22 protein-coding genes are annotated in these 22,279 nt (G+C 58.2%); 13 read left to right on the forward strand and 9 right to left on the reverse strand.

Annotated elements, in window-relative coordinates; genetic code table 11:
* Position 1: 1 nt before the first annotated feature.
* Positions 2 to 1,681, reverse strand: coding sequence for a capsule polysaccharide transporter (locus tag MED193_RS19910; protein WP_009811583.1), 1,680 nt, complete (start codon positions 1,679 to 1,681; stop codon positions 2 to 4).
* Positions 1,659 to 2,318 carry an ABC transporter ATP-binding protein gene (locus MED193_RS19915; protein WP_009811584.1) on the reverse strand — a complete coding sequence of 220 codons (660 nt, stop codon included), beginning with the start codon at positions 2,316 to 2,318 and terminating at the stop codon, positions 1,659 to 1,661. The genes MED193_RS19910 and MED193_RS19915 overlap by 23 nt, the downstream gene beginning before the upstream one ends.
* Positions 2,319 to 2,636: 318 nt before the next feature.
* On the opposite strand from MED193_RS19915, the gene MED193_RS19920 reads away from it, so the two are divergent.
* Positions 2,637 to 3,227, forward strand: a complete 591-nt coding sequence (locus MED193_RS19920; protein ID WP_009811585.1) for a uracil-DNA glycosylase family protein — start codon at positions 2,637 to 2,639, stop codon at positions 3,225 to 3,227.
* Positions 3,224 to 4,030, forward strand: coding sequence for an SseB family protein (locus MED193_RS19925; protein ID WP_009811586.1), 807 nt, complete (start codon positions 3,224 to 3,226; stop codon positions 4,028 to 4,030). The genes MED193_RS19920 and MED193_RS19925 overlap by 4 nt, the downstream gene beginning before the upstream one ends.
* A gap of 84 nt (positions 4,031 to 4,114) precedes the next feature.
* Here the strand turns inward: MED193_RS19925 and yghU are convergent, their stop codons facing one another.
* Positions 4,115 to 4,996, reverse strand: a complete 882-nt coding sequence (gene yghU, locus MED193_RS19930; RefSeq protein WP_009811587.1) for a glutathione-dependent disulfide-bond oxidoreductase — start codon at positions 4,994 to 4,996, stop codon at positions 4,115 to 4,117.
* Positions 4,997 to 5,291: 295 nt separating this feature from the next.
* Between yghU and MED193_RS19935 the strand changes: the two genes are divergently transcribed.
* Positions 5,292 to 5,807, forward strand: a complete 516-nt coding sequence (locus MED193_RS19935) for a YHS domain-containing (seleno)protein (RefSeq protein ID WP_009811588.1) — start codon at positions 5,292 to 5,294, stop codon at positions 5,805 to 5,807.
* A gap of 107 nt (positions 5,808 to 5,914) precedes the next feature.
* On the opposite strand, the gene MED193_RS19940 is transcribed toward MED193_RS19935, so the two are convergent.
* Positions 5,915 to 6,790: a LysR family transcriptional regulator gene (locus tag MED193_RS19940; RefSeq protein WP_009811589.1), complete on the reverse strand. Its 876-nt coding sequence runs from the start codon at positions 6,788 to 6,790 to the stop codon at positions 5,915 to 5,917.
* Between the two features lie 129 nt (positions 6,791 to 6,919).
* Here MED193_RS19940 and MED193_RS19945 point away from each other — a divergent pair, with 129 nt between their 5' ends.
* Positions 6,920 to 7,399: an ester cyclase gene (locus MED193_RS19945; protein WP_009811590.1), complete on the forward strand. Its 480-nt coding sequence runs from the start codon at positions 6,920 to 6,922 to the stop codon at positions 7,397 to 7,399.
* Positions 7,400 to 7,537: 138 nt separating this feature from the next.
* Here the strand turns inward: MED193_RS19945 and MED193_RS19950 are convergent, their stop codons facing one another.
* Positions 7,538 to 8,128 (reverse strand): GcrA family cell cycle regulator, encoded by a 591-nt coding sequence (locus MED193_RS19950; protein WP_009811591.1) that lies wholly within the window; start codon positions 8,126 to 8,128, stop codon positions 7,538 to 7,540.
* Between the two features lie 161 nt (positions 8,129 to 8,289).
* Here MED193_RS19950 and MED193_RS19955 point away from each other — a divergent pair, with 161 nt between their 5' ends.
* Positions 8,290 to 9,120 carry an ABC transporter permease gene (locus MED193_RS19955; protein ID WP_009811592.1) on the forward strand — a complete coding sequence of 277 codons (831 nt, stop codon included), beginning with the start codon at positions 8,290 to 8,292 and terminating at the stop codon, positions 9,118 to 9,120.
* Here the strand turns inward: MED193_RS19955 and MED193_RS19960 are convergent.
* On the reverse strand, positions 9,110 to 10,015 hold the full coding sequence (locus tag MED193_RS19960) for a DMT family transporter (protein WP_009811593.1): 906 nt from the start codon (positions 10,013 to 10,015) through the stop codon (positions 9,110 to 9,112). The two genes, MED193_RS19955 and MED193_RS19960, sit on opposite strands and share 11 nt — an antisense overlap.
* 342 nt (positions 10,016 to 10,357) lie before the next feature.
* Between MED193_RS19960 and MED193_RS19970 the strand changes: the two genes are divergently transcribed.
* The 4 genes from MED193_RS19970 to MED193_RS19985 all read left to right on the forward strand — a co-directional run bounded on the left by MED193_RS19970 (position 10,358) and on the right by MED193_RS19985 (position 14,275).
* Positions 10,358 to 11,539 carry an aspartate aminotransferase family protein gene (locus MED193_RS19970; RefSeq protein WP_009811594.1) on the forward strand — a complete coding sequence of 394 codons (1,182 nt, stop codon included), beginning with the start codon at positions 10,358 to 10,360 and terminating at the stop codon, positions 11,537 to 11,539.
* Between the two features lie 90 nt (positions 11,540 to 11,629).
* Entirely contained in the window at positions 11,630 to 12,556 is a 927-nt protein-coding gene (gene argF, locus MED193_RS19975) for an ornithine carbamoyltransferase (RefSeq protein ID WP_009811595.1), read from the forward strand.
* 121 nt (positions 12,557 to 12,677) lie between these two features.
* A complete protein-coding gene (locus tag MED193_RS19980) occupies positions 12,678 to 13,247 on the forward strand; it encodes a cysteine hydrolase family protein (protein ID WP_009811596.1) in 570 nt (189 codons plus the stop codon).
* On the forward strand, positions 13,244 to 14,275 hold the full coding sequence (locus MED193_RS19985) for a 2-dehydropantoate 2-reductase (protein WP_009811597.1): 1,032 nt from the start codon (positions 13,244 to 13,246) through the stop codon (positions 14,273 to 14,275). Before MED193_RS19980 ends, MED193_RS19985 begins: the two co-directional genes overlap by 4 nt.
* A gap of 24 nt (positions 14,276 to 14,299) precedes the next feature.
* On the opposite strand, the gene MED193_RS19990 is transcribed toward MED193_RS19985, so the two are convergent.
* Positions 14,300 to 15,784 (reverse strand): inorganic phosphate transporter, encoded by a 1,485-nt coding sequence (locus MED193_RS19990; protein WP_009811598.1) that lies wholly within the window; start codon positions 15,782 to 15,784, stop codon positions 14,300 to 14,302.
* 92 nt (positions 15,785 to 15,876) lie between these two features.
* Positions 15,877 to 16,335 (reverse strand): NUDIX hydrolase, encoded by a 459-nt coding sequence (locus MED193_RS19995; RefSeq protein WP_009811599.1) that lies wholly within the window; start codon positions 16,333 to 16,335, stop codon positions 15,877 to 15,879.
* A gap of 309 nt (positions 16,336 to 16,644) precedes the next feature.
* On the opposite strand from MED193_RS19995, the gene MED193_RS20000 reads away from it, so the two are divergent.
* Complete coding sequence (locus tag MED193_RS20000) at positions 16,645 to 17,394, forward strand: SDR family NAD(P)-dependent oxidoreductase (protein WP_009811600.1); 750 nt, start codon at positions 16,645 to 16,647, stop codon at positions 17,392 to 17,394.
* 92 nt (positions 17,395 to 17,486) lie between these two features.
* Here the strand turns inward: MED193_RS20000 and hrpB are convergent, their stop codons facing one another.
* On the reverse strand, positions 17,487 to 19,961 hold the full coding sequence (gene hrpB / locus MED193_RS20005; RefSeq protein WP_009811601.1) for an ATP-dependent helicase HrpB: 2,475 nt from the start codon (positions 19,959 to 19,961) through the stop codon (positions 17,487 to 17,489).
* 206 nt (positions 19,962 to 20,167) lie between these two features.
* On the opposite strand from hrpB, the gene meaB reads away from it, so the two are divergent.
* The 3 genes from meaB (at position 20,168) to MED193_RS20020 (ending at position 22,223) form a co-directional block, all read left to right on the forward strand.
* Complete coding sequence (meaB, locus tag MED193_RS20010; protein WP_009811602.1) at positions 20,168 to 21,148, forward strand: methylmalonyl Co-A mutase-associated GTPase MeaB; 981 nt, start codon at positions 20,168 to 20,170, stop codon at positions 21,146 to 21,148.
* A gap of 314 nt (positions 21,149 to 21,462) precedes the next feature.
* Positions 21,463 to 21,753 carry a 50S ribosomal protein L28 gene (gene rpmB / locus MED193_RS20015; RefSeq protein ID WP_009811603.1) on the forward strand — a complete coding sequence of 97 codons (291 nt, stop codon included), beginning with the start codon at positions 21,463 to 21,465 and terminating at the stop codon, positions 21,751 to 21,753.
* Between the two features lie 119 nt (positions 21,754 to 21,872).
* Positions 21,873 to 22,223 carry a hypothetical protein gene (locus tag MED193_RS20020; RefSeq protein ID WP_009811604.1) on the forward strand — a complete coding sequence of 117 codons (351 nt, stop codon included), beginning with the start codon at positions 21,873 to 21,875 and terminating at the stop codon, positions 22,221 to 22,223.
* The last annotated feature ends 56 nt before the right edge of the window (positions 22,224 to 22,279 follow it).

The raw sequence follows: 22,279 nt of genomic DNA on the forward strand, positions 1-22,279 counted from the left end.
CTTACGATGAAACCTGTTCCCGGAGAATGGATGCTGTGAGTGAACACAACAGATAGATACCGGAAAAGATCAGGAATGCCAAAATCGTATTTTCGAACTTGCGCGGATAACTGGGCTCTTCGCTGGCGACGGGGGCAACCGCAGTGGTCAGATAGCGGACCTGCCGATTGGCCTCCATGCGGGTGGATTCCACTTGCTGCAAGGCCGATTGCAGCATCAAATCACGGGTGGCGAGATCTGCCTGCGCCATCTGGATTTGTACCCGGTGATTGGCAAGCGAGTTTTCGCCTTCCGAGGCATCTGTCATCCGGTCATTCAGCCGTGCAATTACCTCTTTCAGGCGGCTTATGTCGGCCTCAACCCCGGCGACTTTGGCGCGGTTGGGGCGGGTATTGTCCAGCAAGGCCGCCTGTTCCAACTCTTTCTGTTGCAGCTGTACCTCAAAGGTATTGATCTGCGAGCGCAAAGACAGAATGACCCCCTCTGGGTCGAGTACCATCCCGTCCTGTTGCAGCTCCACCAGGTGACGCTGAGCCTCTCGGCGTTTGCTTTCGGCGAGTTCCAGCGCCGCCTCGGATTCGCTGACCTGATCAGAACGTTTTTGCTCGGAGAGGTGATTTACCTCATCCTGGGCGTAGCTGATGAGGCGGCGAGAAAACTCGGCCGAAACCTCAGGATCTGCGGCAGAGACTTCCATACGCACTACGCCTTCGGTAGGGTCATAGCCGATTTTGACGTTTCGCTTATAGACCTTGTAGGCTTGTTCATTGGTTGGGTTGGGATCCAGCCGCTGAATAGGATCGATCCAGTCCTGGGTGAAGTGAGATTTGAACCCCATCTCTTCGTCCAGCCGCAGCATCGCCCCCTTGGACTGCAAATAGCCTTGCACCGCGATGGAATCCTGGCTGGTGGCAAATTGGGTGCCGCTCAGCAAGCCGCTGACAGCGCCGGCGCCATCGGCTTTGAGCACCAGGAATTCGGATTTGGTCGCGTACATCGGGGTTGCCACGACATAAAAGAAATAGCCGGTGATGAGGGTCGGAAGCATGACGAAAAAGGCAAGCCGCCCCATCAGCAACGCGAGTTTGCGGCGGCGACGTGCGGCGATGTCACGCTGAATTTCGGAGATTTCGCGCTGGCGCCGCTCTGCCGGGCTCAGGTCGGTCGATGGTAGATTGGTTTTCGCTGCAGGGATGGTCTGGGGCAGCTGTACATTCTGGCCCGCGGCTGGCGTGTTGTCCGGCTGGGCCTTGTTCTGAGGCACCACCAATTCCAGCATGTTTGCCCGTTTGAAGGGGTCAATGCCTTTTTCTCGCAGCAGTCGGACCGCGTCAAAATCTGAGGTGGCTGGCAGGTTGTGTTTTTGCGCCACCCGCCGGGCCATGCGCAGCTGGCGCCCGGTGAGCCCTTCTTGCCGAATGGCATCCATATCGGTCTCAAGATTGGTCTCTCGGGCCGAACTCACTTCTCCTGAAAGCGGCTTTGCCCCCGGCGCTGGCTGAGATGCGCCAGGGTCAGACTGCGGCTGTTGACGGGCTGAGGCGCTGGCGACGCCGGCGCTGCTATTGGCGTCGGGCGCGGGCACAGGGCGTGCTGCTGCTGCCCCATCCGAGGGTGAGGCATCCGGAGAGGCTGGGTTGCGGCGTATTCTGAACTTCTTAGCCTTGGGTTTGATAGTCATAGAGCTGTTTCGCTTCTTCCAAGGTTTCAAACATATTGAGCTGCCCATTCAACAAAACTGCGGCGGAACGGGCAAATTTTTCCAGGGTTTTGGCCTGGTGCGAGACGATGATGATGGTGGTGGTTTGCAGGCGTTCCTGAAGGATTGCCCCGGCCTTTTTGTTGAACTCCACATCCGTGGTGCTCGGCATGCCTTCATCAATCAGGTAGATATCAAAATCCAACGCCAGCATCAGCGAAAAGCTGAACCGGGCGCGCATCCCCGACGAATAGGTGCCTATGGGTTGGTCAAAGTACTCTCCCAGGCCGCAAAGCCAGCGGCAATAGGCCTCGACGTAGTCAGGGTCCAAGCCGTAGAGGTTGGCGATATAGCGGGCATTTGCCAGCGCCGAGAGGCGACTGACCACCCCGCCCATAAACCCCAGCGGAAAAGAAATCTTGGATCCACGGCGGATTTCACCCTCGTCAGGTTTCTCCAGCCCTGCCATCATATTGATCAGCGTTGTCTTGCCGGTGCCATTGGGCGCCAGAATGCCCAGTGATTTGCCCAGCTCAACCCGAAAGGACACCTGATCAAGAATGACCTTGCGCTGGCTTCCTGTCCAAAAGGACTTGCTGACATTTTCAAACTCAAGCATCGCTTGTTCCGGTTGGTGTTGGCCCCAGGGGTCAGGTTCGGCGGGTTTTCGAGCAGCCTAGGCGACTGCGGTTTCCTTCCCGTTTCTGGAATATCGTAAGATTGTTAAGGGTATGGGCTCCGATTTTGGCTTTATTATGTCGAATTATGTCATAAATCTTCAAGGATTGATTAACCATTCTGCTCATTGCCAGGGCTGACAAGCATGGAAACGATCTCATTGCTTGTTTTCTAACTGTTTTTAAGCTGGAAACAATCGCAATGGTGGTTTGCTATGGGCGACATCGCGCGACAGAGGCGCAAAATGGAGAGGGGCGCAATGCAGACCACCCAGCTATGTGAGGCGATAACGCAGTGCCGAATTTGCACAGACCGGTTTGCTGCAACCCATACCGGCCATCAGCCACGCCCTGTTGCGTGGTTTGACGCCTCAGCGCGGATCTTGATCGCTGGCCAGGCACCTGGACTGCGGGTGCATGAGAGCGGCAAGCCTTTTACCGACCCATCGGGCGACCGTCTCAGGGACTGGTTGGGGCTGGATGAAACGGCGTTTTATGATCGAAAACGGGTAGCGATAGTGCCGATGGGATTTTGCTTTCCTGGCTATAACGCGCGAAACTCTGATCTGCCCCCGCCACCTATCTGTGCCAAGACCTGGCGCGACCGGGTGATGCAGAGCCTTCCCAATATTGCGCTTACCTTGGCGATTGGCGCACCAGCCCAGGCCTTTCATTTGGGAGGGAAGGTTCCGGTTGGCCAACGCGTCGCTGCCTGGCGGGACCATGCGCCGCGCGTCTTCCCCTTGCCACATCCGTCTTGGCGCAATACCGGGTGGTTAAAACGAAACCCGTGGTTTGAGGCAGAGTTGCTGCCGGTGCTGCGCGGGCGGGTTAAGGAGTTGATGACATGAGTGACACACCCCTAGAAGATGTGACGCCGCTGGACCAGGCCCATGCGGCGATGCAGGAGGCTCCAGAGGACGGTGTGGCGCGGCTACGGTTTTATGAACGTCTGGCAGACAGCGAGTTGTTCATGATGTTGAGCAAAGAGCCGGAAGGGGAGCATATCGCGCCAGAACTGTTTGAAACGCCTGAGGGTCGGTTTGTGCTGGTGTTCGACCGCGAAGAACGCCTTGCACAATTCGCCGGAGCGGCGGTGCCCTATGCCGGGCTGGCCGGGCGTGGCGTGGTTGAGATGCTTGCAGGGCAGGGCATTGGTCTCGGCGTGAACCTGGAGGTGGCGCCGTCTTCTACGCTCCTGCCAGCTGACGCCATTGGTTGGCTCCATGAGACCTTGCAAAATGCGCCGGATCAGGTCGAGGCCGAGATCGAGGAGCTTTTGCCTCCCAGCGGGCTGCCGGAGATCCTGCTCACGGCGCTGGATGTCAAGCTTGCAACAGCTGCAGGGTTGGCAGCTTCTGCCTATCTGGTCTCACTGCGCTACGTGGGGGGAGGGCAGGGGCATCTGTTGGGCTTTGTAGCTGCAAACCCAGAGGCCGAACCGGCCTTGGCGCAGGCGGTCAGCGAGGCCCTGACCTTCTCCGGGATAGAGGCAGGGGCTTTGGACGTTGGCTTCTTCGCTGCTGCAGATCAGATGGCAGCGCGGCTGGCGCGGGTCGGCTTGCGCTTTGATCTGCCAAAGCCAGAGGAGGCGAAGCTTTATCAGCCGAAAATACCAGGCGGTGATCCGGATGCGCCCCCGATCCTGAGGTAGAGAAAAACAGAGACAGGGGCAGAGCCCCCCCCATAGGCGGTCATCGAACCAGCGCAGGCAGCGTCGGCTCGATGCCTTGGTGATTTAGCTGCCGCCTTCGGTAGGCTCCAACTTGTCCTGGGTTTTGGTGTCAAAATCGCCCGCATCGTGGCGCTCACGCAGTTGCGTATGCAGCGCGCCAAAGGCACGGTTCACCATGCGTCCACGGCTAACGGCAGGGCGGGCGTCGATCTCTTTGGCCCACCGCATCACATGAGTATAGCTTTCCACATCCAGGAACTCGGCCGCTTCATAGAGCCGCCCCAGCACCAATTGACCATACCAGGGCCAGATCGCAATATCGGCGATGCTATAGTTGTCGCCAGCGATAAACCTGTTCTCGGCCAGTTGTCGGTCCAAGACATCCAATTGACGTTTCGTCTCCATAGTAAAGCGGTCAATGGGATATTGCCATTTTTCTGGCGCATAGGCGTAGAAATGGCCAAAGCCGCCGCCTAGGTAGGGCGCGCTGCCCATTTGCCAGAACAGCCAGTTCATGACTTCGGTGCGCGCGGGGCCATCTGTGGGAAGGAATTCGCCGAATTTTTCGGCCAGGTGGACCAGCATGGACCCAGATTCAAACACGCGCAGCGGTGTCTCGCCACTGCGGTCATGCAGGGCGGGGATCTTTGAGTTTGGGTTGACCGCTACAAAGCCGGATCCAAACTGATCGCCTTCGCCAATATTGATCAACCAGGCATCGTATTCTGCCCCCGTGTGACCCTTCGCCAAGAGCTCTTCCAGCATCACCGTGACCTTGACCCCATTGGGCGTGGCGAGAGAATAGAGTTGGAACGGATGCTTGCCCACTGGCAGCTCTTTGTCATGGGTCGCCCCGGCGATCGGGCGGTTGATCGAGGCAAACCGCCCACCGTTGTCCTTTTCCCATGTCCAGACCTGCGGTGGGGTGTAGGTTGTATCACTCATCTGAAGGAGCCCTGTCTTTGTTAGCGGTATGATAGCTGCGTGACGCCAAGCTGCGAAAACGCGCGATGGTTAAAGAATAGGGGCTTTGTTCAAAATTCCAATGACTGGAAGGTCTGATCCTATCAACTTTTTGCGCGTTCACGAAAATTCCCAGGTGAAACACAGTCCCGTGAGCCCCGTTTCACCGCTCAAGTGAACAGGCTAACCTACCTTGGAACGGGGGCTGTCGTTCTGATGCAGCTCACAGATTCAAACGCCGCATTTGGCGTTGATTTAACTCAGGAGAATGACACAGATGAAGCGATTTGCATTTGCCGCACTGGCGGCCATCAGTTTTGGTCTGCCAGCATTTGCGGGGCCACAGTTTGTGGATCAGACGGGTTATGCGGTTTCGGGTTATGATGTTGTTGCCTATCGCAGCCTTGAACAGAGCGCGGTTGGGCAGCAACAGCCCGCCGGCGTGCCAGGACGTGCGGATATCACCGCCGAATATAACGGGGTTCAATTTGCCTTTGCCAGCGAAGAGAACCGGGCGAAGTTTCTTGAGAACCCTGCCTATTTCGCTCCGCAATATGATGGTCATTGCGCCTATGGCGTCTCCAAGGGCGGTAAGGTCCCCGGCAACCCGAACCTTTGGCGTATCGTTGATGACCGGCTGTATCTAAACATAACCAAAAATGTGGTGGGATTCTGGGAAGAAGACATCCCTGGCAACATCAATCTGGCCGAGGGCAACTGGCCTGGCATTGAGGCAGGGGATGCTTCCAATCGAAAGATCCCCAACTTTAGCTCCAGCGCTCCTGAGAGCTGAAGACAGAGTATTCAACATTGGTTTGGGCCCTGGCATTTGCCGGGGCTTTCCTTTTCTGGGGTGCTCAACAGGGGCTCGGGGGGGGGGGGAGGAGTGTCATGAGTTTTTCATTTCTTGGCAAGGAAGTTGATGAACAGGGCGGAGAGGCCTTCTTTGGGCGCATTGGGGGGCCAAACTGCATAGACCCCAACCGAGGCCACGTTCCAGTCTGGCAGCACCCGGCGGACCAAACCGGCAGCGATGTCCTCGTGGGTGAGATATTCCGGGACCAATGCCAGCCCGGCACCGCTTCGCGCCAGATGATACAGCGCGTGCGCATCATTGACGCTGAGACGTGGATTGGGTTTCAGGGTTATCACATGCTTCCCCTCGGTGCGGAATTCAGTCGTCAACCCAACCTGCGCCAGTGTAAGCCAATCCCAATCCTGTAGATCATTTGGAGACTCCGGCTTTGACCGTTGGTCTACATAAGACTGCGCCGCAATGAGATAGCGTTGAACATCAAACAGTTTTCGCGCCTTCAGACTACTGTCTTCGAGCCAGCCCATACGCAGGGCCACGTCAATCCCGTCGGCAATCACCTCGCGCCGCAAATCGGAAAAATCCAGGGTCAGTCGCACCGCTGGATAGGTGGCGGTGAATTGAGCAATCCGATCCACTACATGGGACTGCGCCAGGGCGGCAGGGATGGTGATCTGCAACTCTCCCGAAGGCTGGGCTGCCTGATCCGAAACTGCCTGAAGGCCTGTTTCCGCCGCCTCCAACATGGCCCTTGCGGATCCGATCAATCGTTCTCCGTCCCGGGTCAGCGACAGCCTGCGGGTTGAACGGTAAAGCAGGGCCACCCCCAGATGGTGTTCCAGCTGGGTGATATGGTGGCTGACGACGGAAGGAGACAGGCGCAGAGCTTGGGCTGCGGCGCGAAAGGAGCCGTGATCCACGGTTTTGGCAAAGATTGCGACTTGGCGCAGGTGGTCTAGCATTACTAAAGAATCCAGAACAGTGAACTTTATTTATCCCAACTTATGCTTTTAAGCCTTGAGGTCCATCCTGTTCTCAGGGGCTGATTTCAGTCACGCCTCCAAAGAAACCTGAGGATATGGAGACAACAGATGAAAATGATCAACGCACTGGCCGCAGGAGCGCTGCTACTGAGCTTGCCTCTGGCGCAGGCCGCTGCAGCTGATGACAGGGCAACGGTGAAGGTGTTTTATGACTTCCTGAGCAACCCGGCCTCCCAGGCCCATGCCGAAGCCTTTGATGCGGTTTTGGCCGAGAACTGGCAGAGCATCGGCGACTATTCCGGCAAGACCAAATCCGGCGATCAGCTGATGGGCCAGATGGGAGGCTTTGCCAAGCTGATCCCAGATCTCAACTGGGAGGTCGAGGAGATGATCCAAGGAGGCAATCGAGTGGTTGTGCGGGGGCGCGCCACGGGCACCCCAAACGGGCCGTTTTTTGGGGTTGATGGCGCGGGCAAGAGCTTTGAGATTATGAGCATTGACATTCATACCATCGAAGATGGCAAGATTGCCCAGACCTACCATGTCGAGGATTGGTCAGGAGCCCTGCGCCAGTTGAGCGGCAAGTAAGCTTCCGCAGCAGCGACACTCAAAAACTGGATGCATCGCAACCAATCAAAACAACAGAAAAGCCCCGTGCCAATTGGCCGGGGCTTTTGCGTCTGTGTAAGAATTGAACCTAGCCAGTTGGGCCGGAACCTTCCAAGATTACCGTTTGCGGTCGCGGCGGGCGCTCATCGGTTGGAACGCTACACCCACGTGGGCCTCACAATAGGGTTTGCCCTGCTGCACTGGCAGGCCGCAGAACCAGAAGTCCTCGGTGGCGGGATCGCCGACGGGCCATTTGCATGTGCGTTCGGTCAGCTCCATCAAAGACAGTTTCTTAGCCTTCTTTTCGATCTCATTGACTTTTGCCAAGGCCTCAGGGCTGATCTCATTTGCCGAAGGCTGCGGTGGCAGCGGCTGGCCGGCGGGGATGATCTGCTTACGGGCAGGTACCAGGGGGCGGGACGCCGATGCCGGTGCCGCTGCAGGCGGCGGGGTTACCGGACGCGCAGGCTCTGTCTTGGGCTGCGGTTTTGGCTTTGGCGCCGGTTTGGCGGCCGCTGCGGGCTTTTCTTTAGGCTCGGCTGCGGCCTTGGCGCCAGTGGTGGCGCGGTTGGACAGGCCGAGGCGATGCACCTTGCCAATCACAGCATTGCGGGTCACCCCACCCAGTTCTTTGGCGATCTGGCTGGCCGACTGACCTTCGCCCCACATCTTCTTGAGCAATTCGACGCGATCGTCTGTCCAGGACATCTGTTGCCTTTCCAAGCTAATAGCGGCCCCAGAATCCTGCGGCCGCCATCGAGTTCCGTATTCAGTCCCCTATCTTAATCACTGGGCACAGAGTTACAAGAGACCTTGCGCCTCAGAACCCAAGCGCTATGCAGTGAAAGCACAACAAATGTGGGGAAACCATGGCAGAGCAGCGGTCAAACGATCAGGTGGGCTATCAGATTGCCCTTGGTGAGCGCCGGTTTGGCCGCGTGAACTGGCTGGGGCTTTACACCCTGGCTCAAAGAGAAATTACCCGTTTTCTGGTGGTCTGGACGCAAACACTAATGGCGCCGCTGGTGACAGCCGGCCTATTTTTGCTGATCTTCAACCTCGCCATCGGCCCTAAACGGGGCGATGTTATGGGCGTGCCCTTCCTACATTTCCTGGCCCCTGGCATCATGATGATGACGGTGATCCAGAATGCCTTTGCCAATACGTCATCGTCGCTGGTGATTTCAAAGGTACAGGGAAATATCGTCGATACGCTTATGCCGCCTCTGTCTGGGGTGGAAATCCTACTGGGCTATCTTGCCGGAGCCGTGGTGCGGGGCACACTGGTGGCCTGTGGTATTGCCCTTGGGCTGGGCCTGGTGTTGCAGATCGTTCCAGCCCATCCGCTCGTTTCCCTGGTTTTCATTGTTCTGGGAGCCGTTTTTCTGGGGGGGCTCGGTATCGTCGCCGGTATCTTTGCCAATAAGTTTGACCAGATGGCGGCGATCACCAATTTTATCGTCACCCCCTTGGCGTTTTTGTCTGGCACCTTTTATTCGATCAACGCGCTGCCGCCTGTTTTGCACGCTTTGGCGCAGGTGAATCCGGTGTTCTATCTGATTGATGGGTTGCGCTTTGGCATGATCGGCACCTCCGATGGCGATCCCTTCGTGGGTATGGCGATCTGTGCAGGGTCCAGTCTGGCCATCTGTCTTCTGGCCTGGGCCATGCTGCGCAGCGGCTACCGCCTCAAGGCTTGATTGCGGCCTGTTGCTTAGGGCGCTGCCGCCCCTCGCGCCAGGCTAGAATCGCAGCTCCCGAAAGAATAACAGCAGCCCCTAAGAGGGTGATCCAATCCGGGATCACGCCAAACCCAAAGAAATCATAAAGCGTAGCGAAGATTAGCGTCGCATAGCTGAAGGGCGCCACGAAAGAGGCATCGGCCCGCGCCATACCATTCACAAAACAGGCCTGCGCACAGGCCATTAGGGTACCAAGGGCAGCCAAAGCGCCCCATTGCAGTGCAGTTGGCATGTGCCAGACTGGCGAGACGGCCGCCGTTGCAATCATCATTCCGAGCGCATTGTTGAACCATAACACCTGTAAAGGGCGTTCGCGCCCAGCAAGCTTTTTGATAAAGATGAGCTCCAGCCCCATGATCGCCGCCGCAGCCAATGCCAAGAGGGCGGCAGGTTGAAAGCTATCAGGGGTTGGTCGCAACAGGATCATGGCACCGATTAGGGCAATGCCAGCGGCGCCCCAGCGCCAGCGGCCAACCTGTTCGCCCAGCAAAGGGATCGCCAAGAGCATGCCAAAAACCGGGTTCAAAAACGCAATCGCTGTGGCGTCTGCAAGCGGGATATAGGCCACCGAGGCAAACATCAGAGTGATGCCCAGCCAGCCACAGCTGGTGCGGCCGATATGCAGCCGCCACTCTGGTCGCTGCAATTTGAACCGCAGTATCGCCACAGCCGTGGAAATCGCAACAAATGCGAACAGAAATCGCCCATGACTGATTTGCAATGGGTGCAGCGCAGGGCCTAGGGCTTCGGTTCCCAGCGCTTTTGCCAAGAGTGTGGTCGCGGCAATAAAAACCGTGGCGAGTGTTATCAAGGCAGCGGCAAGCGGCGGGTTCTGTGGAGGCGAAATTCTCATGCCAGCACTGCTGCGCCGATCGCCTCCCGTTTGCAAGGCCTATCGCTTTGAAGGTAGGCCTCCTGGCCCAATAGCGGCGTTTGAAGCCGCAGACAAAATGTGGGTCTTTGGTGGCAAAAGGGGTTTCTTTTTGCCAAATCCTCCGATATGGACCCCGACTATGATCAAAGATACGCATATCCCTTTGCTGCGACGCCGACGCCGACTGGCGTAACTCGGCCCGTTTGATCTATGGCCTGCGCAGTTTTGCTGCGGAATGGCACAAAACCCATCTCTCATTATTGACCCTCAGGCCCGGCTCATGCACTGCTTTGGCCTTAACTTCTCGAAAAGGATGATCCAATGATCCCGTCCGTACTGCCCACCTATAATCGTGCTCCGCTGGAGTTCGTAAAAGGCGAAGGTTCCTGGCTGTTCGAGGCGGACGGACGCCGATTTCTGGATCTCGGTTCTGGTATTGCCGTCAACGCCCTGGGCCATGCGCACCCCAAATTGGTTGAGGTGCTGTCAACGCAGGCGCAGAACCTCTGGCATGTCTCTAACCTATACAAGATCCCGCAGCAGGAAAAACTGGCGGATCTTTTGGTGGAGCATACCTTTGCAGATACGGTCTTCTTTACCAACTCCGGCACGGAGGCCTGCGAACTGGCGGTCAAAATGGCACGCAAGTATTTCTATGAAAAAGACCAGCCAGAGCGGGTAGAGATCATCACCTTTGACGGCTCTTTTCATGGCCGTTCTTCTGCAGGCATTGCGGCTGCAGGCACTGAAAAGATGGTCAAAGGCTTTGGCCCGCTGTTGCCCGGCTTTGTTCATCTCACCTTTGGTGACATGGACGGGCTAACCAATGCGATTACTGCAAACACAGCCGCAGTGCTGATTGAACCGGTGCAGGGTGAGGGTGGTATTCGCCCAGTGCCTGACGCTGAGCTCAAAGCGCTGCGTCAGATCTGTGATGAGGCCGGGATCCTGTTGATCCTGGATGAGGTGCAATGTGGCGTGGGTAGGACCGGTAAGCTCTTTGCGCATGAATGGGCCGGTATCACTCCGGATATCATGATGGTTGCCAAGGGCATCGGCGGTGGCTTTCCCTTGGGCGCGGTTTTGGCCACGGAAGAGGCAGCCTCGGGCATGACTGCAGGCACCCACGGCTCCACCTATGGCGGCAATCCTTTGGGCTGTGCAGTCGGCTGCGCGGTGATCGAGGAGGTCATGGCCCCCGGCTTTCTGGCGGGTGTGAACCGCCGTGCAGGATTGCTGCGCCAGCGGCTGGACGGTCTGGTGGCGCAACACCCAGATGTGTTCGAAGAGCTGCGCGGCTCCGGGTTGATGCTGGGACTGAAATGCAAGGCCTTGAACATGGATGTGGTGCAGTCAGGCTATGACAACGAGGTCATAACGGTGCCTGCCGCCGATAATGTGATCCGCCTTCTGCCGCCTTTGACCCTCAGTGAAGAGGACATCGCGGAGGCCATTGCCCGCTTGGACAAGGCGGCCACCCAGATAGAGCAGACGTTGGGCTGACATTCATCTTTCCCCATATACTCCCGGGGGTACGGGGGCAGGCAGTCCCCGTCTGTTGACCGCCCTCGCACATGCAAAAAGCGACATGATATGAACCACTTTCTTGACATCCACACAACCGACACTACTGCACTGCACGGTATCATCGATCAGGCAAAACTGATGAAACAGGCCCGCCAGGGGCGCCCCAAGGGCATGCCAGACGATGAGCAGCCCCTGGCAGGCCAGATGGTGGCGCTGATTTTTGAAAAACCCTCTACCCGGACCCGCATTTCCTTTGATGTCGGGGTGCGGCAGATGGGGGGTCAGAGCATGGTTTTATCGGGCAAAGATATGCAATTGGGTCATGGCGAGACAATCGCTGATACCGCCCGGGTAATGTCGCGCTATGTGGATCTGATCATGATCCGTACCTTTGACGAGGCGGTCCTGCAGGAAATGGCGGAATATGCCGATGTGCCTGTGATCAATGGTCTGACGGATCGCACCCACCCCTGCCAGATCATGGCCGATATCCAGACCTATGAGGAGCACCGTGGTTCGATTAAGGGCAAAAAGGTGGTCTGGGCTGGCGACGGCAACAATGTTTGCGCCTCCTTTCTGCACGCGGCGGCCAAGTTTGGCTTTGACCTCACCTTTACCGGGCCGGCGCAGCTTGACCCGGAAGAAGAATTTGTCGGTCTTGCCCGCAAGGCTGGCTCCAAAGTGGTAATTGAGCGCGACGCCTTCAAAGCGGTGGAGGGCGCAGATCTGGTGGTTGCCGATACCTGGGTCAGCATGCATGACAGCCAGTCCTCCAAGGAGCGGCGCCACAACATGCTTCGCCCCTATCAGGTCAATGATGAGCTGATGTCCCACGCCAAGTCCGACGCGCTGTTCATGCATTGCCTGCCCGCTCACCGTGAAGAAGAGGTGACATCGGCAGTGATGGATGGGCCGCAGTCGGTGATCTTTGATGAAGCCGAAAACCGCTTGCACGCTCAAAAAGCCATCATGCGCTGGTGCCTGGGTGTCTAACAAACCCTAATGGTCGCGCAATAGTCTGCCTTGGGACTGGTCATTTTGAAAAACTTCTGCAACCCTCGCGCTATCAGTTTAGCGCGAGGGTTTTCTTGTGAATGCGGATCGACCAAAGCAAATGGATCAGCACTGGGCACTTCTGGTTGTAGATATGCAGATGGAGATGGCGAATGCCACGGTGGCTGGGCGGCCGCGTGCGAACCCGGACGCCGAGGACAATGTGGCGCAACTTCTAGCAGCCTTTCGCGGAGCTGGTTTGCCGGTTCTGCACGTGATGCATGATGATCCGCGCCCAGAGAGCAAGTTTCGCCGCGATTTGCCCTCTGGCCAGCCGATGCCCTGCGCGAAGCCCGCTCCGGGAGAAACAGTGATCTGGAAAACGGGCTCCTCTGGCTTTGTTGACACCGGATTGGCGGAGCTGCTGCGCGCACGCAGTATAACAAATCTGGTGATTGTTGGTGGGGTTGCGGCCTTTTGCGTGAATTCAACGGCGCGCTCTGCGGCCAATCTCGGCTTTGAGATCGAAGTGGTCGAAGATGCGCTCATCGCTTTTGCCATGCCTGCGCGCAAGGGCGGTGATCTGGATGCAGAGGTGGTGCTGGAGGTGACCCTCTCCTCTTTGCAGGCAGGGTTTGGCTCCGTATTACCAACCCGTGAGGTTCTTGCGCGGCTCACCGTAGCAGCATGAGCGCACAGGGCGGGAAATCACTGCGTATTGTGATTGCCGGTGCTGGTTCTATTGGATGTTTTTGTGGTGGGCTTTGGGCTGCCGCTGGACATACTGTCATTCTGCTGGGGCGAGGGCCTGTCCTGGCACCAATCGCACAACGTGGTTTGCTGCTGACGGATTACGCCGGGCTGCATCAGCGAATTGAGGCGCGGCAGCTGCGATGTAGCGAAGACCCCGCGGTTCTGGCCGAGGCAGATCTGGTGGTTGTTGCGGTCAAGTCAAACGGCACCGCCGCGATGGGACATTTGATCGCGCAATTTGCGCCCCCGGATGCGCCGGTGCTCAGTTTTCAAAATGCGATGAGCAATGCGGCTTTGTTGCTTCAGATGTTGCCAGGGCGGGATGTGCGCGCTGCAATGGTGCCCTTTAACGTGGTGCCGATTGAAGCACCAGAATCTAAGGGGCCCGTGTCGGCTGGCTATCATCGGGCCTCCTCCGGCAAGATCCTGATCGCCGAAGGGGGAGGGCATTGGGGCAGGTTTCTTTCTGTGGCTGGCCTTCCAATAGGTGAAACCCCAGACATAGAGGGGGTGCAATGGGGCAAGCTGCTGATCAATCTTAACAATGCCCTGAACGCTCTGTCTGGTATTCCCCTGACGGCACAGTTGCAAAGCCGCCACTGGCGACGGTTGATGGCTGATCAGATGGCCGAGGCCCTGAGGGTGATGAAGGCTGCCGGTTTGAAACCTATCTCCACAACCCCGCTGCCTGTCTGGATGACGCCGCATATCCTGCGCCTGCCGGATTGGGCCTTTACCCGGATCGCCGCACAGATGCTGACGATCGACCCCACTGCGCGCAGTTCAATGGCGCAGGACCTGATGCTGGGCCGGATTACCGAAGTGGACGCCCTGCAGGGCGAGATCCAGCGACTGGGCCTTGCGCATGGCGTACAAACGCCGATCTGCGATTTGGTTATACAGTTGATCCGGCAGGCAGAAATGAAAAAGGCCGGACTGCCAAAAATGCAGCCCGGCCAATTCTAGTTACTGTCTTTTGTGAGCGGTAGATCAATGTGTGAAGCTTGCCAGTAGCAGATAGATGCCGCCAGATAGCAGGGCAGCAGCGGGTACTGTGATGACCCAGGCAGCTGCAATTGTCATAAAGTGGCTGCGCCGCACCAGCTTGCGACGGCGGCGCTCTTCTGGGGCGATGCGCTTTTCTTCGGGGCGCTCGACCGCAAACTTTCGGGTGCGGCGCTCATGGTGCCATTCGCGGAAGAATCCAACCCCAAAGACCGCACCAACCGCGATATGGGTTGAGGAGACAGGCAGGCCAAGCCAGCTTGCGACAATCACCGTGATCGCAGCCGAGAGTGACACGCAATAGGCCCGCATCGGGTTCAGTTTGGTGATCTGGCTGCCCACCATCCGGATCAGTTTTGGACCAAAGAGGAAGAGGCCAAAGGAAATCCCAAAGGCGCCAATCACCATGACCCAGGATGGGATGGCCACCTTGGAGGCAAAATCGCCAAATTCACTGGCATGCACGATGGCGGCAAGCGGACCAACTGCATTTGCCACATCATTGGCGCCATGGGCAAAGGAGAGCAAAGCGGCCGAAATCACCAGGGGGATACGGAACAGAACCTTCAGTGATTTATTGCGGTTTTCCATACCCTCAGACTGGCGCTTGATCAGCGGCGCAGTAATCACATAGGCGAGGGCACCCATCATTGCCCCGATCAAAAGGGCGGTTTGCAGGTCGATCTTGATGATGCGTTTGAGGCCTTTAAGCGCCAGATAGGCGGAAAAGGCACCGGCCATAATGCCCACCAGCACCGGCACCCAGCGCCGCGCGGCGGCAATTTTGTCGTCCTGGTAGATGATCTTTGCTTTGATCAGCGCCAGGAACAGGGCCGCGATCACCCCGCCAAGTACAGGGGAGATCACCCAGCTGGCAGCAATTTTGCTCATGGTGGCCCAGTTCACGGCGGCAAAACCGGCAGCGGCAATGCCCGCCCCCATGACACCGCCAACCACCGAGTGGGTGGTCGAGACCGGTGCACCAATCCAGGTGGCCAGGTTAACCCAAAGCGCCGAGGAAATCAGCGCTGCCATCATGGCCCAGATAAACACTTCCGATGTTGCAACCACAGTTGGGTCAATGATGCCCTTAGAAATGGTCGAGACCACATCTCCGCCCGCCAAGAGCGCGCCTGCGCTTTCAAAAACGGCTGCTATGACGATGGCACCGCCCATTGTCAGCGCGTTAGCCCCAACCGAAGGGCCCATGTTGTTGGCTACATCATTGGCGCCGATATTGATCGCCATGTAGGCGCCAAAGACCGCAGCCGCCACCACAACAAGATTGGCTTGGCTGCCGCCAAAGAACATCGCAGCCCCAAGGCCGGCCAGAACCATGAAGACCAGGGCGATGCCTGGCGCGATCATGGGGCGGGCAACATATTGGGTCGCGGTTTCTAGGTGCGAAAATCGATGCAGGTCTCGATCAAGCGTATCGTGGTGGTTGGCGTCGTTTGGGGGGGTGCTCACGGTGGTCGTCCCTTTGGCAGGCAGTTTGAGCAGCCACTAAGTGAGCGCGCCTCATGTGGCAAGCGTGCTGTCATAAAACTGTTACGTGATTGTCACAATTGACGCAGCAGATCCTGCAACTCAGGTTCACGCACCATATTAGCCGCCTCTTGGGCTGGAAACCACTTTCGCTGTCGCTGATGGGCCTCTGGGTAGCTGTCTGACAGTTCGATGTTGTCGATTGTATAGACGAAGGTCTGAACCGGGACCGGCAGGCCAGTTTTCAGCTCTTTTTCGTAGCAGAAGGCGCCAATGGGATCGCCTTCCACACGGCCGTTTTGCACTCCGGCCTCTTCCCAGGCTTCCTGCAGAGCGGATTCACCGCCATCCTTGCCCTTGATCGGCCAGCCCTTGGGAATGATCCAGCGGCCGGTGCCGCGGCTGGTAATCATCAGGACTTCCTTTTTTCCGGTGGTGGTTCGGTGGCACAGGGCTGCAACCTGGACGCGTTTGGGGCGAAACAGAATGGGCTTGATCATTTCTTCCCAAGCCTGGGCGATAATGTTGCTCATTGCGAACTGCCTTAACTGTATTTTTTTGGCAGCCACACATCAGAACTTGTGCAATCCGTCGCTGCATTTTTCTTATTGGCCTTTAAAATAGGGGCTTGTGGATAAAGTACAACCCTTCTGTGGGCCTTCTGTTGGTCAAAAGTACACTCAAATTGCATCTTATGGGGCCCGGTCGCGCTGTAAGTAGAACGCATTTGATTGCTTTTTGCTGGGGTATCAGGGGATTGAGACGGGGTTTTGAAGCACTGTGTTGACACCGCCTGGGCGCGAGGGCTCAGTGATTAAACTTGATTATGGAATGGGCAAAAGATGAAAACAGCACTTATTACAGGCGCAGCGCGTGGAATTGGCCTGGCCACAGCACGAGGGCTGCAAGAGGCAGGTTGGCAGGTGGCGCTGATCGACCGGGACGGGGCCGAGCTGGAAAAGGCCGCAGGCCAGTTACCAGATTCTCTGGTGATTGAGGGGGATGTCTCGCAATCACAGGATGTGACTGCTGCGGTTGCGAAGGTCACGGAGCAATTTGGCCGCTTGGACGGTCTGGTTAACAATGCAGGTGTGGCGGATTTTGGTCCGATCCGGGAAACGACATTTGATCGCTGGCGTCGGGTAATGGAGACCAATTTGGACGGCCCCTTTCTTATGACCCAGGCCTTTACCGAGTTGTTGGCGGCGCAAGGGGGCGGCGCGGTGGTGAATATCACCTCAATTTCCGGCCTGCGCGCCAGTACCCTGCGGGTGGCCTATGGAACATCTAAGGCCGCTCTTGCGCATCTAACCCTGCAGCAGGCGGTTGAACTGGGAGAGTTGGGCATTCGTGTCAACGGCGTGGCACCAGGACCCGTTGCGACTAAATTGGCGATGGCGGTCCATAGTCCAGAAATCATCTCTGCCTACCACGACGCGCTGCCACTTAACCGTTATGGGACAGAGGATGAAATTGCGGCAGCAATCAATTTCCTTCTCTCGGATAAGGCGAGCTTTATCACTGGCCAGATCCTAGCAGCAGACGGCGGCTTTGAGGCGACGGGAATTGGTCTTCCAGCTCTGCGATCCTGAGGCGATACACCTTGTAACGGCTGAGCGCCCTCTTGGCGCGAGGGGGCAACGCCCCCTCAACTGGCAATGCATGTGCCAAAGCAGGGCGCGTGTTAGCGGCGTTTTTTTGCCCGCAGTGTTGGGTCTTCTTGTGTCGGATCCTCCGGCCAGGGATGCCGGGGATACTGTGCGCGCATATCTTTGCGCACGTCCGCGTAGGAGCCCGACCAGAACCCTGGCAGATCGCGGGTGATCTGGATGGGACGCTGTGCTGGTGACAAAAGGGTAATCTTGAGGGGCACGCCGCCAACACTCGGGTGACGAATGACACCAAAGAGCTCTTGCAGGCGGACCGAAATTTCGGGGGCTTCTGGACTATAAGTGATTGGAATTTTGCGTCCCAGCGGGGTTGTGAAACTGCCTGGTGCTTCCCGGTCGAGCAGCTGGGTTTGGTCCCAACTGAGCGCGCCGCGCAGGGCGGGCAACAGGCCAAACTGCTTCCAGCCAGAGGCCGATTTGACTCCACCAAGCATCGGCAAGAGCCAGTCTTCTAAACGTTCCTGCAAGCCTTGAGTTGAAAAATCGGGGAGGTCAAACCCATCTGCGCGCAGCAATTCTACCCGTGCCGCCAGCCGCGCCGCTGCCCCGTCAAGACGCAATCCGAGTTCGCGCACCCCGTCGAGCATGGCCTCGGCGATCTGGTCGTCAGGCGCGTCCTTCCAGATACGGTCCTCAAGGATAATGGCGCCCAGGCATTCTTGCTGACGGGCGATCACACGGCGCTCGCGCTTGGACCAATGGCATGTGTTCTGCCAGGTGATTTGATTGGCAAAGAGATCGCGTATTTCACCCTGGCTGATCTGGGTCGCCATGCGGATGCGGGCCTCCCGCGGGTTTCCATCCGTGTCCAGCGCAACAATGAAGGGGGCTGAGGCCAGCGGGTCACTTGCATCAAGCAGTACTCCTTTCCCCCCTGAGAGCACATAGCGCGGCTGATCCTCCTTGCGGCGTTGGCCGATACGGTCGGGGTAGGCCAATGCCGCCATTCCGGCGGCGGAGAGCTGGGCGGAGGGCGTCTGTGTGGTGCCTCCTTGTTTTCGCAATCGTTTTGTCTCACTTCGTATGCGATCCAACACAGGATAAGAAAGCTGATAGGGGCGCTTGCGCTGAAATCCTTTGGCGTCTTTCAGGGCCTCCAGGCGCAGGGTCAGATCTGTCGGCGCACCGCGCAGCGGATCGCGCTCTGCCAAGAGGGCTGCCAACTCGGCGGCTTTGGGTCCTGCCGAGAGAAGCATATGACCAAGACGCGGGTGCAGGGGCAATTTGGCCAGCGCTTTGCCATGTTTGGTCATCTGATCGCGCTTATCCAGAGCTCCTAGCATCTGAAGTAATTTGCCGGCCTCGGCCATGGTGCCACTGGGGGGTGGGGTGAGAAAGGCCAGATCCCTGGCCTCCCCTCCCCAGAGCGCCAGCTCCAGTGCCAGTCCGGTGAGGTCAGCGGAGGCGATCTCAGGCGGGGGGAAAGCTGCCAGCGCGCCTTCTTCGCCTTTGGTCCAAAGGCGGTAGGCAGTGCCGGGCGCTACACGTCCAGCGCGGCCCTGCCGCTGGATGGCCTCGGCGCGGGTGACTTTTTCGGTGACGAGCCGTGACATGCCAGATCCAGGATCAAATCGGGCGCGTCGGGCCTGTCCCATATCAACCACCACGCGGATATCTTGAATGGTGAGCGAGGTTTCTGCAATCGAGGTGGCCAGTACAATCTTGCGCCCCGTCGAGGCTGGGCGGATGGCGGCCTGCTGGTCTTTGAAGGGGAGGGCGCCAAACAGCGGCTGAATCAGGCAGTCCCCGGGCAGGCGTTTTTCCAGGTTTTGCGCGGCGCGGCGGATTTCGCCCTCACCGGGTAAAAACACCAAGATGCCGCCACCCATCTGCGCGCCCTGCGTCGTGTTTCGGCTGTCCCTCTCTGCCCTCACGACAAGATCGCAAAGCGCATCCAATCGGCGGGCCTGTGGTCCCAGGGGGCGTTCCAGCCACTGGGTTTCCACCGGGAAGCTGCGCCCCTCGGAGGTGACAAGCGGCGCCTGCATCAGGGCGGCCACAGGGGCCGCATCCAGCGTGGCGGACATGGCCACAAGGATCAGGTCGTCGCGCAAAGCTTCGGCCACTTCGAGGCAGAGCGCCAGGCCAAGATCTGCGTTGAGTGAGCGTTCGTGGAATTCGTCAAAAATCACGGCGCCGACGCCGGGCAGATCCGGGTCCGATTGCAGCATCCGGGTGAGGATGCCCTCGGTTACCACTTCGATTCGCGTTGATTTGCTGGTCTTTGCTTCGCCGCGAATGCGGTAGCCCACGGTTTGGCCCACCGGTTCGCCCAGAGTTTCCGCCATGCGTTCCGCCGCAGCACGCGCAGCCAGGCGGCGGGGTTCCAACATCACGATGCGCTGGGTGGTCAAGCTGGCTGTGAGCATGGCCAGCGGAACTTTGGTGGTCTTGCCGGCACCAGGAGGGGCCTGCAGAACAGCGCGGCCTTTGTCATGCAAGACAGCAATCAGCTCCGGTAGGGCGTCATCAATCGGGAGGCGTGGCATGGCGGATTTTGTCATGGATTGCTTATCGCCAAAGCGCGGGTCAGCGTCCAGTACCCTGCGGCCTCGCGAGAGTGCCGCCGTGCATGAGGCCGTGCCCTGCAAGAGGAACTAACGCGCCCTGCGGCAGCTTCGCACTGGACAAGCTGTTGCGGGCTGCGTCAATTAGGGCGGAAATTTTGCGAGCTGTTCAGAACTGGAGACCGGGCATGAAGACCGCCGAGCTGAGTGAGAAAATCCTAAGTGGGGATCGCCGTGCTTTGGCGCGGGCTATCACTCTGGTCGAAAGTGGCCGCGAAGATCACCGCGCCCAAGCAACTGAACTGCTGGAACTGTTGGCTAAATCCGGGCGCCAGGCTCTGCGGATTGGCCTGTCAGGTACGCCGGGGGTGGGGAAATCAACCTTTATCGAGAGCTTTGGGATGATGCTGGTGGCACAGGGGCTGCGGGTTGCGGTTCTTGCGGTTGATCCGAGCTCAGCTCGCACGGGGGGATCCATTCTGGGGGACAAAACCCGGATGGAGCACCTGAGCCGCCAAAAGGGGGCCTTTATTCGCCCCTCCCCAAGTCAGACCAATCTGGGCGGTGTGGCCCGGCGGACCCGCGAGGCGGTGGCGCTTTGCGAGGCGGCCGGATTTGATGTGGTGCTGATTGAAACCGTAGGGGTTGGTCAGTCTGAAACCGTGGTGGCGCAGATGTCCGATCTGTTCCTGCTGCTCTTGGCGCCTGCGGGCGGCGATGAGCTGCAGGGTGTGAAACGTGGTATCATGGAAATGGCGGATATCATTCTGGTCAACAAGGCCGATGGCGATTTGAAATCCGCTGCCATGCGGACCTGTGCCGATTACTCCGGAGCGCTGCGACTGCTGCGCAAACGCCCACAGGATCCGACCGGCTATCCCAGGGCCCAGACGGTTTCGGCGCTGGAGGAGGCGGGATTGGACAGTGCCTGGGAAGATATGAAAACCCTGGTGGAGTGGCGCCGGGAAAAGGGCCATTGGAGCGGCACCCGCGCAGAGCAGGCCCGCTATTGGTTTGGCGAGGACGTGCGCCAGGCCCTGCTGGCGCGGCTCAAGACCCCCTGGGCGCAGGACAGAATGGAGGCGCTGTCGGATCAGGTGGCCACTGGCGCCGTGTCGCCAACCGCTGCCGCGCAAGAGTTACTCAAAGGATTGGGCGTGGCGGGGTAGGGCGCGCCCGCAGCCCGTTGGTGCATTTGGACGCATTTGAGTCGCCGTCATAATCGTCTCAGCGCTGGCCTTGGACCTCGCAAAGGCCTATAGAACAGCTGAAAGGACCGGTTGGAGCGGGTCTTAGCTATTTCCCTGAGCCATTTACCTGGGGGGCTGCCATAAAACCCCCGCATTTGGCTTGACCCTTGGGGCGATTCCTCCTAAACGCATCCAACCAGTTTTCGGGCGTTGCCTCTTGGCCGCGCCCTTTGAGATTTGCAGACGATTCGGGGGGACCCTCGGGTGCTGCCCCAGATACGAAGGATAAACCTATGTCGCGCCGTTGCGAACTGACCGGAAAAGGCCCGATGACTGGCAACAATGTCAGCCATGCTAAAAACAGAACTCGTCGTCGGTTTTTGCCAAACCTGAACGATGTTACCCTGCAGTCCGAGACTCTGGGTCGCGGCATCAAGCTGAAGATTTCGGCTGCTGCTCTGCGCACTGTTGATCACCGTGGTGGCCTGGACGCCTTCTTGGCAAAAGCCAAGGATGAAGAGCTGTCCACAGCTGCACTGAAAGTGAAAAAAGAGATCGCTAAGGCTCAGTCTGCCGCAGCCTGATCTTTGATCACATGAGAATTCCGAACGCCGTGTATCCTGGGGATGCGCGGCGTTTTGCCATTCCGGTTCATTGCAATTACAGCTTGCAGCTCTGTAGCCGCAGAGGCATATCCTATGCCATGGCGCGATTCCTGCGGATATCTCTGGCTTTAGTGCTGGCCTTGGTGGTGACCCTGACGGGGCATGCTTCCGCCAGTGCACAGGGCGCGCGCGATGCCACCGGACAGATAGTGATCTGTTCCGGGACTGGCCCTGTCACCCTCTACCTGGATGCGGATGGTCAGCCGACCCAACCGCCGCATTTCTGTCCCGACTGTGTCATGCATCTGCTAGATGCGGGCGCCATCCCAGATGATTTGGCACTGGCTGCCTATGGCGGGCAGGATTTTGACCGGTTTTGGAGTGCGATTCAGCTCAGACATGTGGCGCGGGTCTCGGCCTCTGCCCGAGCACCGCCTTTGGGCACCTGATTTCCCTGTATGATCCGAAGTTTGCGCCCTTTGGCATCCACTGAGCGCTGACGGGT

This window comes from Roseobacter sp. MED193, from assembly GCF_000152965.1.
Lineage (GTDB): Bacteria > Pseudomonadota > Alphaproteobacteria > Rhodobacterales > Rhodobacteraceae > Pseudophaeobacter.

Coding starts and splice junctions, on each gene's coding strand:
- MED193_RS19910 (WP_009811583.1), bottom strand. CDS start 1,681: ATGACTATCAAACCCAAGGCTAAGAAGTTCAGAATACGCCGCAACCCA.
- MED193_RS19915 (WP_009811584.1), bottom strand. CDS start 2,318: ATGCTTGAGTTTGAAAATGTCAGCAAGTCCTTTTGGACAGGAAGCCAG.
- MED193_RS19920 (WP_009811585.1), top strand. CDS start 2,637: ATGCAGACCACCCAGCTATGTGAGGCGATAACGCAGTGCCGAATTTGC.
- MED193_RS19925 (WP_009811586.1), top strand. CDS start 3,224: ATGAGTGACACACCCCTAGAAGATGTGACGCCGCTGGACCAGGCCCAT.
- yghU (WP_009811587.1), bottom strand. CDS start 4,996: ATGAGTGATACAACCTACACCCCACCGCAGGTCTGGACATGGGAAAAG.
- MED193_RS19935 (WP_009811588.1), top strand. CDS start 5,292: ATGAAGCGATTTGCATTTGCCGCACTGGCGGCCATCAGTTTTGGTCTG.
- MED193_RS19940 (WP_009811589.1), bottom strand. CDS start 6,790: ATGCTAGACCACCTGCGCCAAGTCGCAATCTTTGCCAAAACCGTGGAT.
- MED193_RS19945 (WP_009811590.1), top strand. CDS start 6,920: ATGAAAATGATCAACGCACTGGCCGCAGGAGCGCTGCTACTGAGCTTG.
- MED193_RS19950 (WP_009811591.1), bottom strand. CDS start 8,128: ATGTCCTGGACAGACGATCGCGTCGAATTGCTCAAGAAGATGTGGGGC.
- MED193_RS19955 (WP_009811592.1), top strand. CDS start 8,290: ATGGCAGAGCAGCGGTCAAACGATCAGGTGGGCTATCAGATTGCCCTT.
- MED193_RS19960 (WP_009811593.1), bottom strand. CDS start 10,015: ATGAGAATTTCGCCTCCACAGAACCCGCCGCTTGCCGCTGCCTTGATA.
- MED193_RS19970 (WP_009811594.1), top strand. CDS start 10,358: ATGATCCCGTCCGTACTGCCCACCTATAATCGTGCTCCGCTGGAGTTC.
- argF (WP_009811595.1), top strand. CDS start 11,630: ATGAACCACTTTCTTGACATCCACACAACCGACACTACTGCACTGCAC.
- MED193_RS19980 (WP_009811596.1), top strand. CDS start 12,678: ATGGATCAGCACTGGGCACTTCTGGTTGTAGATATGCAGATGGAGATG.
- MED193_RS19985 (WP_009811597.1), top strand. CDS start 13,244: ATGAGCGCACAGGGCGGGAAATCACTGCGTATTGTGATTGCCGGTGCT.
- MED193_RS19995 (WP_009811599.1), bottom strand. CDS start 16,335: ATGAGCAACATTATCGCCCAGGCTTGGGAAGAAATGATCAAGCCCATT.
- MED193_RS20000 (WP_009811600.1), top strand. CDS start 16,645: ATGAAAACAGCACTTATTACAGGCGCAGCGCGTGGAATTGGCCTGGCC.
- hrpB (WP_009811601.1), bottom strand. CDS start 19,961: ATGCCACGCCTCCCGATTGATGACGCCCTACCGGAGCTGATTGCTGTC.
- meaB (WP_009811602.1), top strand. CDS start 20,168: ATGAAGACCGCCGAGCTGAGTGAGAAAATCCTAAGTGGGGATCGCCGT.
- rpmB (WP_009811603.1), top strand. CDS start 21,463: ATGTCGCGCCGTTGCGAACTGACCGGAAAAGGCCCGATGACTGGCAAC.
- MED193_RS20020 (WP_009811604.1), top strand. CDS start 21,873: ATGGCGCGATTCCTGCGGATATCTCTGGCTTTAGTGCTGGCCTTGGTG.